Here is a 15,925-nt window from a genome sequence, read left to right as displayed (position 1 = left end):
GTGCTGAAGACAATGGAAATTGACGAGCGGCAGACATCGAAGGCGGCCGGCTGGTCGCGGCGCACGGGCGCTTTTGCCCTGGTCCTGCTGCTCACCGTGCTGGCCGGCCATCATTTCGAACTGGTCGAAACGCCGGCCTTCCTGTGGGTGCTGGCGATCGTCGCCTTGCTTGCCGCGTTCGCTTTGCTGTTTGCCGGCCTCGCTTTGTCCCGGCTGTGGCATTTCGGTGACCGTGGCGGCCGCGACCTCTCGGTCGGCGCCCTGCTGGCGCTGCTGGTGCTGACGCCCTACGGCTTTGCCACCTATTTGGCGGCGACCACGCCGCCCCTGAGGGACATTTCGACGGACCTCGACAATCCGCCGGTGCTCGAGACCAGCGACCGCACCAAGGACATGAACGTGCTCGCGCCGCCAACGCCTGGCGAAGTGCGCCTGCAGGCCGACGCCTATCCGCTGGTCACCGGGCACAGCTACAATCTGCCGTTCGAAACCGTCGTCGACGCCGTTGAAACCGTGCTCGACCGCCGCGATTGGCAACTTACTGCGCCATATCCGGTGACGGACGGTCAAGACGAGGTGACGATATCGGCCGTTGCCCGGAGCTTCGTCGTAGGCCTGCCCGCCGACGTCGCCATCCGGGTCAGCAATGATGGCGACACCATCGTCGTCGACATGCGCTCAGCCTCCCGCTACGGCCGCTACGACCTCGGCGACAATGCGGCGCGCATCGTCGGGTTCCTCGCCGAACTCGACCAGGAGGTTGCAGGGCAGGTGGGTGCCGCGCCGGCTGAGTAGTTTTACCCCACCGGCACAAAAACGCCGTCGATGGCCGGGTCACCCTGGGTAGCAACCAGGCCGCGCGCCACCAGGTCCTCGAGATGGGCAAGCACCGACAGGCCGGCGGCGCCATGCAGGCGCGGGTCGGTGTCCCGGTAGATAGCCTTGACCATGTCCGGGATCGTCCGGTCGCTGTCGCGGATCCGTTCGAGGATCGCCCGTTCGCGCATCTTGCGATGGGTCTTGAGGCCGCGCATGAAGCTGCGCGGCGCGGTCACCGGGCCGCCATGGCCGGGCAGCAGCAGGCGATCGCCGCGCGCGATCAGCCTGTCGAGCGAGGCCATGTAGTCGGCCATCGCTCCGTCCGGCGGCGCCACGATCGATGTCGCCCACGCCATCACATGGTCGGCTGAAAACAGGATGCCGGTGCCTTCGAGCGCAAATGCCGCGTGATTGGCGGTGTGGCCCGGCGTCAGCACCGTCCGGATCGTCCAGTCATCGCCCTCGACCAGCGCATTGTCGGGCAACGCGATCTCCGGGACGAAAACCGTGTCGGCGCTGGCGTCGAGCGGGTTGATCTCGCCGATCCGCAGCGGCCTTGCCGGGCGGTGCGGGCCTTCGGCCAGTACAATAGCGCCGGTGTGCGCTTTCAGCCGGGCGGCCAGCGGAGAATGGTCGCGATGCGTGTGGCTGACGAAGATATGGCTGACCGGCCGGTTTGCGATCACCTTGAGCAGCGTCTGGAAATGCGCCTCGTCATCGGGGCCGGGATCGATCACCGCCAGCGTATCGCGCCCGACGATGTAGCTGTTGGTGCCGTGAAAGGTGAACGGGCTGGGGTTTTTGGCGGTGACGCGCAAGACGTCCGGCGCAACGGTGACGCCCTCGCCATATGCCGGATCGAAGCTGGTGTCGAATTTGAGCGCCATGGCGGTGTCGTTGAATCTCTGTTCAGGAAGACGGCAAAACTGATTGCCGCATAACACGGAAGCCAATATAGAAAAACGCAAGGCCGCGATCTGCGGCAATCCGGATTGGGGAAGACCATGGCACTTGCAACGACGATGCGCCCGCTTGTTTCTCTCGCTTTGCCCCAGGAGGGCGCGCAGCGCCTGGCAACCCAGCTTTTGCTGGCGATCGCCGGAACGCTGCTTTTGACCCTGTCGGCCAAGACGAAAGTCGTGCTCGGGCCGGTCGACATCTCGCTGCAGACGCTGGCCGTCCTGCTGATCGCCACTGCATTTGGCCTGCGGCTTGGCGTCGCTACCCTGCTTCTCTACATGGCCGAAGGCGCCATGGGCTTCCCGGTCTTCCAAAGCACGCCTGAAAAGGGCATCGGCATCGCCTACATGATCGGCGGCACCGGCGGTTATCTCGCCGGCTTCGTCGTCATGGCGGCCATTGTCGGCTGGGCCGCCGACCGCGGCTGGGACCGCCACCCGATCAAGTTGTTCAACGCCATGCTGGTCGCCGAAATCGTCATGATGGCCATGGGCTTTGCCTGGCTGGCCACCCTCATCGGCGCGGAAAAGGCGTGGCAGTTCGGCGTTTTGCCGTTCGTCCTCGGCGACCTGATCAAGGTTGCGCTCGCCGCCAGCCTGGTGCCGGCGGTATGGTCGCTGCTGCCCAAGCAGCCCTGAAACCGGAGGTTTTTTCCACCGAATTTTACGTGAATAAAAGAATGTAAAATCGGGGTACGGCTTTTTACGGAGAGTACAGCTATCATAATGACATTAAAAGGAAAATACGGATTTTGCATGCTTTTTTGAAGTGACCCCGGACAAGTTTTTAGTCATGTGTCGGCATAGGGCCAAAAGTGGTTGCCGTGAGCTGGAAAAAACGTCGATCGCTCAACAGCGTCCGGTCGCCTAGGCAAGATCAAGATCGTCACTGAAATCAGACTTTATGGCGAGCTCATAATGCCGCGAGAGAGATATCGTGCCAAAGTTTTCCGACTACGACATCGACGCGCCTTGCGACTAAACATGGCCGGCAAGATCGCCTTTCCAGGTAGGTCATTGGGCATCAAAGATCTTCAGAGAGAACGAGAGCGGGCTCATCTTGCTACAGAATAATCGCTACAGAACGTTGCAAACGCCTTGGCGGGGGTGGTCGGTATGCCTAGACGTGAAAGGTGATGCCCCCACGGGTCCTTGCAGAAGCGAGGCCGCTTTCAGCGTCGGCGGCTGTCGAGTTGGTGATAAAGATCGGCATAGGACGTACCCATTCTGTCGGCGGTGAAGAGGCTGATGTAGCGGTCCCGCGCAGCGCGGCCCCATTTGGCCATGTCGACCGGTGAATCGACGAACCGGTTGACGGCTTCGGCAAGGCGCGCCGGGTTCGAAGGCGGAACCACCAGCCCGGTTATACCGGCTTCGTTCACATAGCTTGTGCCTGTTCCGATTTCGCACGAAATCATCGGCTTGCCGCACATCGCGGCCTCGACGAGCGAAAGCCCGTATGCTTCCGACCTTTGGTTCGAGGGAAAAACAAACCCGAGGCAGCTGTGAAGCAGCGCCATTTTGCGCGGCTCGGCAACGTCGCCAAGGAAAATCAGATTGTCGCGGCGCAGCGTTTCGGCCTGAGCCTTGAGTTGCCGCTCAATGGGCCCAGAGCCGGCGACGACGATCTTGCAGCGGATCCGGTCCGCGGCCTGGATCAGGACATCCAACCCCTTATAGTAGCGCAGGACACCGACGAACAGCACGAACGGTTCCGTGACTGTCGATCGGCACCAGTTGTTGTCGGCCTCGGTTGGCGCAGGATAGGCATTTTCGTCGATGCCGATGGGGATGATCTCCGACTTGGCCTTAAATGCCCTGAGGGCAGGGCTCGACTCCAGATAGTTCGGCGACGTCGCCACGATCGCATCGACGTCCCCAAGGAAACGCATCATCAACGGTCGGTAGAAAGGCAGGACGAGCCTCTGTTTGACGATGTCGGAATGATAAGTGACGACGCTCGGCTTGCCGTGGCGGGATTGAAAATGCACGATGTCCATGAACGGCCATGGAAAATGATAGTGGATCAGGTCGGCTTTGCCGGCGAGAGCCTTGAACGTGCGGAAAGCCTCCCGTGAAAACCCGGTCGAGGCCACTTCGAAATCCAGCCTGGCTTTTGTGACCATGTGTTCGTCCAGGCGCTGCGTGGCCTCGCGCGGATTGCGGCTCAGCGACAGCACTTCCGTTTCGATGCCGTGCCTTGCAGTGCTTTGCGCGATGGCATGGATCGTCCGCTCTATGCCGCCAAATGTATCCGGCCAGTAGGTCTTGAAGAAGTGCAGGACTTTCAAGCGAAGGTCTTTCGTCTCTGCCCGATGGCCTGCTCAAAAATGCCAAGCATGCCCTTGCCGTGATTTTCCCAGGTGAAGCGCTCCGCATTCCGGCGCGCGCCTGCCGCGATTTTTTGCCGAAATTGCGCGTCGACGCAAAGCCGGCCGAACGCGCTGGCCATTGCCTCGGGATCGTTGGGGTCGACAAGAATTGCACTGTCGCCAGCGACTTCCGGCATCGACGATGTGTTCGAGGTCAGCACCGGCTTGCCGAAAGACTGCGCCTCGACGATCGGAAAGCCAAAACCTTCATAGAGCGACGGCATCGCCAGAAAAAGGCAGTTTGAATAGAGCGTGGCAAGCGTTGCGTCGTCGACAAAGCCGGTGAAGATGACATTTTTCTCGAGCCCGGCAAGCCGCACCTCGTCGGCCAGGCTGGTCTGCTTCCAGCCGCTGCCGCCGACGATGACCAGATCGCAGTGCAGCCGCGTGCTTGCCGGCAACAAACCGTACGCGTTTATCAAATTGCGCAGGTTCTTTCTGGGTTCCAGCGTGCCGACGAACAGCGCGTAGGGGCTGGTGATGCCGAGAGGCTCTAGGCTTGAAAGGCCAGATGGAGCGGGCAGGGCGGTCGTACCTGGGGGGGCGGTCCTGATCGGCGATTTCAGCCAGGGAAACTCGGCCACCAAGTCAGTGGCCATAGCCGCCGAATCCGTAACCACGACATCGGCGCTCTTCAATGCCGGCTTCATCATGATGCGGTCGCCCATCCGGGTTTGGACGCGCATGGTTTCCGGCGCGTGCACCCAGACAAGATCATGAATGGTGACCACCCGAGCGATCCGCTCATCCAGTCGAAGGGGCAACCGGTGAGCCGGCCCCCAGAAGACATCCAGCCGGCCGCGCGCGGCCCATGAGGGCAGGATGGCTTGCCCCCACAGCACGCGCCCGGGCAGGGCTTTGAAGCTGGCAGTGCGCAAGACGACGCCGGGCGGCAACTCGTAGTTGGCGTTGATCTGGGCCGGAGCATAGACAGATACCTCGGCACCGAGCGCCGACAAGGCCTCGATCGACTTGTGGACAAACCTGCCGATTCCATCCGTGGCCGATCCGAGGTTCCTGCCGTCGATGCCGATTTTCAAGGGGGCTCCCGGAAGTGAACCAGACGAAGGATTCCAGACATTTGTACGGTGGAATCAGGGGGGGCAGGATCACAGCATAGCAGGTAACCTACCATGCGTACCGCTGACTGGTTGTGTGCGTCAAGTTCTGCAAAATGGGGCGATCATGAAACTGGTCATGCGGCTTGGCGTAGAGCGAGCTTCTTGTGCTCGCGCAGATCATCCATGTTGATATAGCGGTTGGCCTCCATCCAGTTTTCGTTGGTTTCGACGGCCAGCGCCCTGACCAGGCGCAGGCAGCTTTCGGCGTTCGGGAAGATGCGCACGACATAGGTGCGCCGGCGGATTTCCTCGTTGAGCCGTTCAAGCATGTTGGTGGACTTGAGGTGCTTGTGATGCTGACGCGGCAGCCGGAAGAAAGTCAGCGTCTGTTCTATGGCTTCTTCCGCCCAGGTGGTCAGCCGCGGGTAGCGGGCGGACCATTTGGACAGCCACGCGGCGAGATCGGCCTTGGCCTCGGCGAGATCGCGCCGGTCGTAGAGCCAGCGCAGTTCCTGCAGGCAGTCGTCGCCGTGCTTCCTGGGCAGGTGATCGAGCGCGTTCCTGAGGAAGTGGACGTAGCAGCGCTGCCATGCTGCTTCTGGGATCACCTCGCCGATCGCCGCGACCAGGCCGGCATGGTCGTCGGACACGGCCAGTTCGACGCCCTTGAGACCGCGTCGTTTCAAGCCGACGAGGAAGTCCTTCCAGGCCGAGCGGCTCTCGCGATTGGCCATCTCCACGGCCAGGATCTGCCGGCGCCCGTCCCAGTCGATGCCGACCGCGATCAGCACCGCCTGGCTCATCACGATGCCGGCTTCGCGCACTTTCTCGTAGCGGGCATCGAGAATGAGGTAGGGGAATGGCTCCTGAAGCGGTCGTTCGGCAAACGCCTTCAGGCTCTCGTCCAAGCGCTTGTTGATGGCCGAGATCGACGAAGCCGAGAACGCATGACCGCACAGCTCTTCCGTGATCGCCTTGACCTTGCGGGTCGACACGCCCTGCACATACATCTCCGCAAGCGTCGCAACCAAGGCCCGCTCGGAACGCTGGTAGCGCTCGAACAGCTCGGTGGAGAAGTGACCCGCCCGGTCCTGTGGAACCCGCAGCTCAAGCTTGCCCACCCGGGTGACCAGGGTGCGGCCGTAGTAACCCGAGCGATACCCAAGGCGCTCAGGCGTGCGTTCGCCCTTCGAAGCACCCAGCGCCTCCTCCATCTCGGCCTCGAGAACCTCCTGCATTACCGCACGGATCACTTCGTGCAGCCCCTCCGGGTTCGAAAGCAGAATGTCTTTGACGGCAGCGCTGGTCGATTTACCTTCTGTCTTGGTCATGGTGGCGTTCCTTCCAGGGAATCGGTGACGTTGAACATCACCAGCCTGCCATGACCGCCCTCTCTCAGCGAATTTGCAGAACTCTCAACACACTACCCGCTGACTCGGAAGAAGTCGCCCGCCTGTCGTAGTGGCAGGTTCGTGAAACCCCCATCCAACTGGCGGGTGCTGGCCTTGATGTTTTGATGCAAGCTTGCCAACAGGCGGAAGTTTTCAAATCGGGCTCGTATTACTGTTGCTGGCTAGTTCTGCACGATCAGAAGAACGCTCGTCGTCACATAGCCTTCGAAACGAAGCTTCAGATGCTGCAGTCCATTCTGATGATATGGTTGCAGATCGGCTTTGATATCATGCTCATGGGTGCCAACCGTCCAGATCGACCGTGGCCGAGCGGCATCCATTCTGCGCAAGTGGCGCCCCAAATCCAACAGGTCGCGCTCGCTATAGAGAACGCACCAACCATCCGCGATGGTGCCGTCATTTGCTGTCAGATTGAATTCGGTCGTATGAACGCCGATGCCGCCCTTTCAGTTTACCCTTGGATTCCATTACAAAGTCCATTCCGGCCTTCAGTGAACCTAGATGTTCCAGCGAGCAGACCGACCAGCAGAAGTCGAACGCCTCGTTTGGATGTGGGGCAACCGTCATGTCCACTGACATGAAAGACACATGGTCATCGAACTTGGCGCGGCCAAGTATTTCAGGCTTGTACAGTGCGTCAAGCGCGGCGGCGTGCTGACCAGTGTCAGACCATCCCTTTGACGCTTCGCCGGATGCAAGGTCGGAGGCAGTCACATAGACGTCATGCGACGCAAATAGGCTGGAGAGTGGTTCGCTCCCTCGCACCACCAAAGCTTGGTACGCTCGCTCAAGGCCGCTATTGCATGGCATTCCCACACTTTCCGATGGTAGGGAGTGGTGAGTTAGCTGCGACCATTTAGAAAAACACGACTGAGAGAAGTATTCCGCACGACACACAACAGATTTGAGCGTCAGAGTCCGCTACGCCGCTTGGTGTCTTCAGGCAACCGTGGATTACGACCACGATCGCAGGAAATTTGCTGAGTTCGGCCCCACGTTCTATATTCCGGGCTGTCACGCTCGTATCACCATGAGGCCGGCCCCAAAGGGGGGCGCCGCGGGATTAGCAACTGCCCGTTTCCTCCATTCAGCAATTGTATGTCCTACACTTACTCCTTGCGCTTTCCATTCCAGAACGATCGCATCCCTGCGCGCATCGCCGCCGGATATCGACGGGTCCGCGTTCACGAAAACGTCCCCGTTGCGAACGTCCACGACGCTATCTTCCCCGAGTGCGATTGGGCACCCCAGCATGGAGAACGTGAAATCGCGTGCATAACGAAATCGGCCGATTTCGGCATCGAAAGAGATCGTTTCCGCGCGGCGATCTCGGCTCGGATCAAGAAGAAGTTCGTTGATGGTCGTTATCAACTCTTGCTTCCTTGCATGATCCTTCCCGGTAACAAGCCCGGAGATATCGATCAGCAGATTAGGCACCCTTGCTGTACGGGGAATAGTCCTGTCGACGCATTCGGCAAACGTCACGAGGTCTTCGCCAGCGCGAGGCACTTCCGGCAGCGCCGCCACGGCGCCGAGCACATCTTGCACTGTTACCCCACCATAGACGGATTCGATGAAGTCCGCATACATGTCCGCGCAGAGCCGTGGCGAATGGCGCGTGGCCGCATAATTCTGCGCTCGTGTTGCGAGTGTCCTTCGCAGGCCGGCATCCCCATGTAGCCGGTCTAGGGCATCGGTGAGGGCCTCGTCGGTAAAAGCATCATCAAGCTGGATCACCGCTTCTGGATCGATCTCAGCCATCGATCCATTCGCGTTGATGATCGTAGGCAACCCCGCGTTCAGGCAATCAAGAACTGCGGCGGAAGTTTCACCGCGCGAATCTGTCCTTAATTGGACGGCGACATCGGCGGCGGCGAGGTACACCCTGTATGTCTCGTCGCTTACCCACCCCGTAATTCCAGTGAACCAGCTCTTTTTCTTTTCGAGGAGCGCGGCATATTCCGGCCACCCATTGCTACCGACAAACACAAGCTTGCATTGTTTGTCCCTAGACAGGGCGGACGCCGACAAGGCGTCCATCAGGCGATGGTTGAGCTTTGTCGGTGCTAGTATGCCGAAGCTGCAGACAACGAATGCATCCTCGTCGATGCCAAGTTCTTTTCGAGCTGCCTGTTTCGACAGGAGTTTCACAGCGGCGCGGGCGAGCGGGACGGTCCGCATATTGATCTGGGACGAAGCTCCGTAATACTCCCGGACCAGTTTCGCGGAATAGTTTGAATGGATGATCAGCCCGGAGGCATCCTCGATGGTCCTCTGACTACAAGGATACTTCTGGATCGTATCGACACTCGTTCGCAGGCGTTCCCAGATCGCGGGATATCCGTGCGAATGGAAGAGTTCCCGGTCCCACGCGTTCGCCATCCCTTCATGGACCTGTCGGTACGAATGGAGGCCGCTCAGGAAAAAATCGTGGAGCACGACGACGCCAGGAAATCTTCCGAGCAAGCCGATCATATGCTCATGAAACATCGAGTTGCCGAAATGGTACAGAATCCGATTATAGGAGGAGGCGTTTTTTTCGAACCATTGGATGCTGCGGACGGGAACGTTCGCCCGCACCCAGATATCTGACACGCCTTTCTGCGCAACGATCACATCGATGTCGTAGTGTCGCGCCAGTTCCGGAAGAAGCTCGACGCTGAAGCCTGCAATGCCGCTCCTTTCCGGCGGAAGCGGAGAGAAGTAGGCAAGTTTAGGTCTGGATTTTTGGCCGGGATCCGGCGCTCTCTTGGCAGTCGAGCGATGCAGCTCCTCAATCGCATCCAAGGCGCGAGACGCAGTGACCTCCCATGAGAAGAGCTTGGCGCGTTGCGCGCCATTTTCAATGAGCTTCGAGCGAAAGTTGGTGTCGGAAAGCGCCTCCGACATTTTGGCCGAGATGGCGTCGTCGGAGGTTGGGTCGAACATCGCCTCATTCCAGCCTATGACCTCCGGGATGCTCGATGAGTTGGCGCCAATCACGGCCGCGCCGCAGCGCATCGCCTCCAATATGGGCAATCCGAAACCTTCATAGGTGGATGAAAAAACAAACAAGGAGCACATGTTGTATAGCTGGACGAGATCGTCTTCTGGGACGTAGCCTGTCAACACAAGTTCATCGCTATCCAGCCCGAGACTGGAGGCAAGATGAGATAGCGTTGCCCTGCTATCCTCCTGAATACTGCAGACAATGGCCAGTTGATGGGCCTTGCGTATATCCGTTGGGAGTTTCGCAAAGGCTCGAATCAGCCCTTCGATATTCTTCCTGTAGTCAATTCCACCCGTATACATCACGAAGGGTCGAAACAGGCCGTGCCTTTTATTGATACGATCTCTATCAGTCTCCGAGAGATCCACGGTCCTGAAGTTATCATCCACAGCACTCGATATATTGACGACCCGCTCAGGCGGCAAAGAGAGCCATCTAATGGCATCGCGTTGCGTTGCCTCCGAAATCGCAAGCCATGCGTCGGCTCGCCGGAGATGATCGAGCTTTCTTTCGTACCAGGTCTCGATGCTGGGGTTCTGCAGATACGGAAAGCGATGGAGATAAGGAATCAGATCGAAAAGGATAACGGCAGTAGGAATGCGGGTCGTAACCTGCCCGATGCTGGTGACGGTGCTGCTGTCGAGCCCCTCGAATAGGCTGGATACGAGCAGGACGTCCGGCCGTAGGTTCGCCAGAAACGCTTCGCGCAATACTTCCGCCGATCTTCGCAGCCACGGATCTCCGTCAAATAGATCGGAGACTTTCTTCGGGGTATGCCAGACCTTGATGTTGTCCTGTGGCAACATCCCAGTGAACGCCGAACGGATATCCAAGACGAGATCAGTGTCTGCACCGTTCAGCGCAATCAGGATTTCGTGATCCCGGTCACTCTTGAGCACAGCTTGCGCGAATGCTAGCGTATATCTTCCTATGCCGCGCTTCGCACTCGACCCCTGCACCCCCTGCATATCGATAACGATGCGCATGCTAGTGACGCTCCTTCCGATGGGTTTCGAGCATTTCTAGTATCCGTTTGGATCGCGAACTAATTCGCTTGCTCACCCCTTCGGGAGCGACGTTTAGAAACACACCGGCAATGCCGGAGGGAGAGTAAGATGCTGGAACCGCCATCGCCATGGGGCCGGGATCCTGCACCGCCGCAGGACTAGCGATGAAACCGCGGGATCGCGCAAATGCCTGTAGATGGCGCAAGGTTTCAGGATACCTTCGCAGAAAAGCTATAATACGCCATTTTAGAGAGGGCCGGGCGAGCACAAGGCGAATGAAACGGGACAAGACGCCGGCTGCAATTCGTCTCGGCAGCGATGCCAAGCCGACTGCCCCGCCTTTCTTTACCGCGTGTCCTATAGCGCGATAGGGCCGCATTAGGCGCCAGGATCGACTCTGGTATATCTCCTGCGCGCGCCTGTCGAACTCGAGAGCCTTTGCTAATGCGGCGCGGATGGCCTCGCCGGCCGCCCTCCGTTCCACATCAAGCTTCTGTAAGTCCGCTCGAAAAGCCTCCTCAGCAGCCCTTCGCTCCAAATCGAGCTTCTGTAAGCCCGCTCGGGCAGCCCCCTCAGCAGCCCTTCGCTCCATATCAAGGTTCTGTAAGTCAACCTGGAGAGCGGCAAGCCTCGCATTCAGCGAACAGATTTCCGCATTCGCCGCATCCAAACCATTTTCGACCTCCGCCTTTTCCTCCTCCATGGCTTCCATGCGCTGCCTCAACGGCACAAGTAGGCCGGATTGGCTAAAGGCAGGAAAAACGAATTCGTCGAAGATATTCGGGCCTGGCCCGAATGAGGCCTTCAGTTCTGGATGCTCTTTACTGACATAAAAGCGGTTCAGGCCGTCGAAATAGACGAATTCATATCCGAGCCGCTTGAGATGGGGGTGCCATTCGTCATGGCTCTTTGCCGTCGACATCGGCAAGGTACTTTCTATCACCACAATCCAGGGGCGCACAGCGGAAGCCCCCCAGCTTTTAACGACGGCAGATTCCATGCCTTCGACGTCGATCTTGAGCCAGTGAACCTCCCTCCCGATCTGACGGTTCAACAGGTTCTGGAGGCTGAGGAGCGGAACCAATTGCTCCTTCATTTCGTATCCAGCTTCGATATGCCGCTTGGCAACGACAGGATCCCCGGTGCTAAGGCCCGTGCCCGGAAATTCATGGAGAGTCAGGAAACCTGTGTCCGTACCGATTGCTGCCTCGATCACCTCCTCGTCCGGTCGCGCATCGCGTATCTTGGCGGCGTATGCGGCCGTAGGTTCTATGTGTATCCCGCGCCAACCTTGCTCGTAAAACGAGAGACTGACGGAATCCACCACTGGATCCTGAGCGCCAATATCGATGTAAAATCCGCGCTCAATGGACTTGAGGGCGCGCCACAAGATCACGTCTTCGAAATTCTGCGCGTATGAGGTGAATATCATCAGAGCTCAGGAAACAGCGAAAGATGGGCATTGTTCAGCGACACATGCGGAAGCTCGATGCGGCGATCCTCTGAAAAGAAGCTCGCAGCAATCAGTCCGTCACCGCTGTATGACTGCTGCACGTCATGCTCGGCCAGGATGATGGCTCCCAAATCCAGCAATGCTTGCCTGCAATCGGCATGAGTGGTTTGCGAACCGGAAATGCTGCTATGGTGAGTCGATACAATCACAAATCGCAACTGCTCGCGTCCTACTGCTGCCGACATAGAGCGAATGAAAGGCAGTTCGGCCCCTTGTACGTCCATATGCAGCATTTCGATGATTCGCCCATTCGCCAATTTGGACACCGCTTCCATATCGAAGCATGGCACCGCGCGAATCTGCCCATCCGATTCACAACGCAGCTCAAGACTTTCGAGGCTCTCGCCGCCGACACAGCCCAGATGAAAATCGATGCGACTCTCCAAGCGATTTAGGCCCGCATTGTCATGACCCAATTGAAGATTGTTCGGATCAGGTTCGAGGCAGATCGCAGTCGAATTGGCAATTTCTTGCAGATACCAAAGAGTATAGTAGCACCAAAAGGAGCCAAGCTCGACGATCAGTGAATTGTGGCGCACGTAGCGTAAAATATGATGGAAGACGAGCTCTTCCTGCGGTTCATGATGCCCCCGAAGTGAACGGATAACCTGCGCCATCCAGTCACCATGATATCCACCCGCCTTTACTCGCAAGCCGTTGTGCATGATCTGAACTGGGCCGTTTGGCATATCCAGAATGCGCCCTGCCTCCTGAACTTTCGTGATACCGGCGCAGTCCATACAACTGCTTGTCATGATTGCTCGTTCAAGTCCGTTCACGTGGCCGCCCCTCGGATGACGAATTGCGCGTCAAGCGCTGACGTTCCGATGAAGAACGATTGGCTCGTATTGATCACATCGAACACCAGTGCATTGTCCTGCCATTCGTAGTTGTTCTCCAAATGGGTGTCTGAACTGGTGAGCGATGGCGAGAAGGAATAAGAACCTTGGCCAAGAGTACAGGTGAAGGGCAGCTGAAATTCAATCTCATCGCCTGCCTTGACATTCTCGACTGCCTGTTTCGTGTGCCAGGTGTTGGTACCCCAGACGACGTGACCGGTGCGGTCACGCAGCATAAGACCGAGCACTAGTCGAGAAACATCCGCCTCTGCTTTTGCTACCAGTCTCAACACTAGAAGCTGGCCTACGCTGGCGATCTTCACCGGCTCGCGGCTCTCCGCATCGAGAAGGTCCAGCGACGATGCTTTTACCTGAAACGTCCCTGACCTAGTGAACGTCCACCCGCCCTTTTCTCGCCGCTGCTCGACAGTCAGCGTCTTGTTCTCCTTTGTTGCGATTAAGGCGTTGTAGTAGTCGACGACCTCGTCAGGCTGCCCGTCCTTCAGTACTTGCCCCTTGTCCAACAGGATCACCCTGTCGCAGAGCGCTCTGACGTCGCCCAAGCTGTGGGTAACAAGAATAATCGACGTGCCAGCGGCCCTGAAACCGCGTATCCGGTCGAAGCTCTTGTGCTGGAAATAACTGTCTCCAACCGAAAGCACTTCGTCGACGATCAGCACCTCCGGCCGTTCGGCGGTGGCAAGAGCGAAGGCCAGGCGCGCCTGCATGCCGCTCGAATAAGTTCGCAATGGCTGATCGAAGAACTCTCCGATCTCGGCAAAATCCTCGATGTGCGGCATGAGTTCAGCCAGCCGTGCTTGTGAAAGGCCCATCAGCCCGCCGGCGTGAAAGGCGTTTTGCCGGCCGGTGAACTCTGGATTGAAGCCGAGCCCCAGTTCCAGGATAGCGCTTATGCGGCCGCCCACATGCGTCGTGCCTTCGGTCGGCCGCACCGTGCCAGTAATCAGCTTCAAGAGCGTACTCTTGCCGGCGCCATTCTGGCCGATCAGCCCTAGCGCCTCTCCGGCCGAGATGGAAAATGAAATGTCCTTGACCGGCCAGAATTCCTCGGTGGGTGTGATAGGCGCACCAAACCAGCCGGCAAACCTTTTGAGGTTGCTTTCATAGTTTGCATAGCGTTTTGACAAATGACTTACGGCTAGCACGGTCATGGTTACAACACGTCGATGAGTTCAGGGCTTGCTCGGCGAAAGAACACGATGGCAAAGCTCATGCTAATGATTCCTAGAATCGCCGGCATGATCAGGCTTTCCGGGTTTGGCCAACGGTTGAATAGTAGTGCATCCTGATAGATCGCCACCAACGGTGTGATCGGGTTTAGACTGAGCACAAGTTTGTACTTTTCCGAGAGGACATTTGCTGGATAGACAACCGGTGTCAGCCAGTACCAGAGGTTCAGCACGATTGTCATGACCTGCGCGATGTCCCGGATGAATACGTTCATCACGCCCAGGATGACGCCAAGGCCAAAACCGATGGCCGCAATCAGGACGATTCCAAGCGGTAACAGGACCAACGCGCGGCCTGGCAGGTGTCCGAGGAAGATGAAGATAATGAAAAGAGCGAGCAATAGCAGCAGGTGATTGATCAGCGCCGTGCCACCGACAATTATGGGCAGGCATAGCCGCGGAAAGGCAATCTTCTTCATCACCGGTGCTTGCTCGATAAAGACGGTCATGCTGCGCGTGAGTATCTCGCTAAACAGCGTCCATGCGGCCAAGCCGGACAGAAGATAGATCGGATAGGCCGCGGGGCTGTCCGTGTCTGGAAGCCGTGCCTTGAAGAGTTCTGAAAGCACGATCGAGAAGATCGCGGCCTGCGCGAGTGGGTGAAGGATGAACCAAAGGCCGCCCAGACGGGATCGTACGAAACGGCCCTTCAGATCACCTCTGATGGAGGAGACGATGAAATGGCGATATTGCCACAGGCTTCGGAACATTTGATCAACCTCTTGCGCGCTGCAGTGTCAGCGGGCGTTACATAGCTGGTGCCAATATCCGAAAACGTCGGCCATTGTCTGCTCGAATGGCACCAGAGGCTGCCAATTCAACTCGGCGCGTGCCTTTGACGCGTCACCTGACGCTACGGGAATGTCGTTCGGGCGGAGTTTTTCTGGGGCGGCACGCACTTCGATGTCGATGCCTGACTGCGCGACAAGCGCGTCAAGGATATCCCGGATTTTGCGGGGGTGTCCGGACGCGATATTGTAAACATGGCCCGGTCCGGCATCCAGATCCAGTATCGCGGAGTTCACATAGGCACGAACGACATCGCGAACATCGAGGAAATCGCGCTCCGCTTCCAGATTTCCCACGTGAATGACTGGTTCTCTTTTGTCCGATGCGATCTCGGCGACCTGGCGTGCGAAATCGGAGACCACGTAGCTGTCGGACTGGCCAGGGCCGGTGTGGTTGAAGGGGCGAAAGCGAATGGCGCGCAGACCGTCATAAGCCATCTGCCCGATCATCAGGTCTGCCGCAGCTTTGGTGGCGCCATAGACGGTCATCGGCCGGAGTGGCGCGCTTTCCGTCACCGGACCGTTCGCGCTCAGGAACGAAGCGCCATAGGCTTCCGAACTGCCGACATAAACGAACCGTGCCTTCGGCGCGTGGCGCATGACAGATTCGGCGAGGTTCATCGTTCCCGTTACATTGACGTCCCAGGCATGTCGCGGCGCATTGCGTGCATCGGAAGGCGCTGCCACCGCCGCCAAATGGAAAAGCACGGTGGGCTGTATCTCGCAAACAACACCGTCGACGGCACCCCGGTCCAACAAGTCGACCGCGTTTCGCTGTCCTTCGCCTTGACCAAGCGCGAACACCTTGCAGCCGGCAACTTCCCGCTGCAGCAACCCTACCAGTGCTCGGCCGACAAATCCACTTGCCCCGGTTATCAGGATGCGATGAATCAACCTATCGACCATAATGGCAAAA

The 15,925-nt window shown here is 58.3% G+C and carries 12 protein-coding genes and 1 pseudogene; 2 read left to right on the top strand and 11 right to left on the bottom strand.

The genetic code is table 11. The features are described from left to right. Positions 1 to 12 precede the first annotated feature (12 nt). The gene (locus tag NKL04_RS16160; protein WP_023703206.1) at positions 13 to 795 is read left to right on the top strand and encodes a DUF1499 domain-containing protein; all 783 of its coding nucleotides are present in this window, start codon (positions 13 to 15) and stop codon (positions 793 to 795) included. A gap of 2 nt (positions 796 to 797) precedes the next feature. Here the strand turns inward: NKL04_RS16160 and NKL04_RS16155 are convergent, their stop codons facing one another. Beyond that, complete coding sequence (locus tag NKL04_RS16155; RefSeq protein WP_023692735.1) at positions 798 to 1,706, bottom strand: MBL fold metallo-hydrolase; 909 nt, start codon at positions 1,704 to 1,706, stop codon at positions 798 to 800. Positions 1,707 to 1,823: 117 nt separating this feature from the next. Here NKL04_RS16155 and NKL04_RS16150 point away from each other — a divergent pair, with 117 nt between their 5' ends. Further along, complete coding sequence (locus NKL04_RS16150) at positions 1,824 to 2,417, top strand: biotin transporter BioY (protein ID WP_023703207.1); 594 nt, start codon at positions 1,824 to 1,826, stop codon at positions 2,415 to 2,417. A 533-nt stretch (positions 2,418 to 2,950) separates the two neighbouring features. On the opposite strand, the gene NKL04_RS16145 is transcribed toward NKL04_RS16150, so the two are convergent. From NKL04_RS16145 to NKL04_RS16100, 10 genes and pseudogenes are all read right to left on the bottom strand, one after another. Further along, a complete protein-coding gene (locus NKL04_RS16145; RefSeq protein ID WP_023703208.1) occupies positions 2,951 to 4,069 on the bottom strand; it encodes a glycosyltransferase in 1,119 nt (372 codons plus the stop codon). After that, on the bottom strand, positions 4,066 to 5,190 hold the full coding sequence (locus tag NKL04_RS16140; RefSeq protein WP_023703209.1) for a glycosyltransferase family 4 protein: 1,125 nt from the start codon (positions 5,188 to 5,190) through the stop codon (positions 4,066 to 4,068). Before NKL04_RS16140 ends, NKL04_RS16145 begins: the two co-directional genes overlap by 4 nt. Positions 5,191 to 5,345: 155 nt before the next feature. Next, positions 5,346 to 6,542 carry an IS256 family transposase gene (locus NKL04_RS16135; protein WP_023700062.1) on the bottom strand — a complete coding sequence of 399 codons (1,197 nt, stop codon included), beginning with the start codon at positions 6,540 to 6,542 and terminating at the stop codon, positions 5,346 to 5,348. A 477-nt stretch (positions 6,543 to 7,019) separates the two neighbouring features. Beyond that, entirely contained in the window at positions 7,020 to 7,337 is a 318-nt protein-coding gene (locus NKL04_RS16130; protein WP_156933386.1) for a class I SAM-dependent methyltransferase, read from the bottom strand. Between the two features lie 300 nt (positions 7,338 to 7,637). Continuing rightward, a complete protein-coding gene (locus tag NKL04_RS16125) occupies positions 7,638 to 10,598 on the bottom strand; it encodes a glycosyltransferase (RefSeq protein WP_023703175.1) in 2,961 nt (986 codons plus the stop codon). 1 nt (position 10,599) lies between these two features. Next, on the bottom strand, positions 10,600 to 12,051 hold the full coding sequence (locus NKL04_RS16120; RefSeq protein WP_023703174.1) for an FkbM family methyltransferase: 1,452 nt from the start codon (positions 12,049 to 12,051) through the stop codon (positions 10,600 to 10,602). A gap of 206 nt (positions 12,052 to 12,257) precedes the next feature. After that, positions 12,258 to 12,749 (bottom strand): annotated as a pseudogene (locus NKL04_RS32105) (FkbM family methyltransferase); the annotation flags it as partial. Between the two features lie 158 nt (positions 12,750 to 12,907). Next, complete coding sequence (locus tag NKL04_RS16110; RefSeq protein WP_023703172.1) at positions 12,908 to 14,143, bottom strand: ABC transporter ATP-binding protein; 1,236 nt, start codon at positions 14,141 to 14,143, stop codon at positions 12,908 to 12,910. A gap of 2 nt (positions 14,144 to 14,145) precedes the next feature. Next, on the bottom strand, positions 14,146 to 14,931 hold the full coding sequence (locus tag NKL04_RS16105; protein ID WP_023703171.1) for an ABC transporter permease: 786 nt from the start codon (positions 14,929 to 14,931) through the stop codon (positions 14,146 to 14,148). 27 nt (positions 14,932 to 14,958) lie between these two features. Then, positions 14,959 to 15,903, bottom strand: coding sequence for a GDP-mannose 4,6-dehydratase (locus tag NKL04_RS16100; RefSeq protein WP_245271491.1), 945 nt, complete (start codon positions 15,901 to 15,903; stop codon positions 14,959 to 14,961). Positions 15,904 to 15,925 lie beyond the last annotated feature (22 nt).

The sequence above is a fragment of the Mesorhizobium sp. C264A genome (assembly GCF_040324515.1).
Classification (GTDB): domain Bacteria; phylum Pseudomonadota; class Alphaproteobacteria; order Rhizobiales; family Rhizobiaceae; genus Mesorhizobium.
Note: the sequence above shows the minus strand (reverse complement) of the source record. Positions and strands in the feature narration are given on the sequence as shown.

Excerpts from the sequence above, each read along its gene's own strand:
- NKL04_RS16110 (WP_023703172.1), bottom strand. The coding sequence starts at position 14,143 with ATGACCGTGCTAGCCGTAAGTCATTTGTCAAAACGCTATGCAAACTAT.
- NKL04_RS16105 (WP_023703171.1), bottom strand. The coding sequence starts at position 14,931 with ATGTTCCGAAGCCTGTGGCAATATCGCCATTTCATCGTCTCCTCCATC.
- NKL04_RS16160 (WP_023703206.1), top strand. The coding sequence starts at position 13 with ATGGAAATTGACGAGCGGCAGACATCGAAGGCGGCCGGCTGGTCGCGG.
- NKL04_RS16135 (WP_023700062.1), bottom strand. The coding sequence starts at position 6,542 with ATGACCAAGACAGAAGGTAAATCGACCAGCGCTGCCGTCAAAGACATT.
- NKL04_RS16150 (WP_023703207.1), top strand. The coding sequence starts at position 1,824 with ATGGCACTTGCAACGACGATGCGCCCGCTTGTTTCTCTCGCTTTGCCC.
- NKL04_RS16120 (WP_023703174.1), bottom strand. The coding sequence starts at position 12,051 with ATGATATTCACCTCATACGCGCAGAATTTCGAAGACGTGATCTTGTGG.
- NKL04_RS16155 (WP_023692735.1), bottom strand. The coding sequence starts at position 1,706 with ATGGCGCTCAAATTCGACACCAGCTTCGATCCGGCATATGGCGAGGGC.
- NKL04_RS16125 (WP_023703175.1), bottom strand. The coding sequence starts at position 10,598 with ATGCGCATCGTTATCGATATGCAGGGGGTGCAGGGGTCGAGTGCGAAG.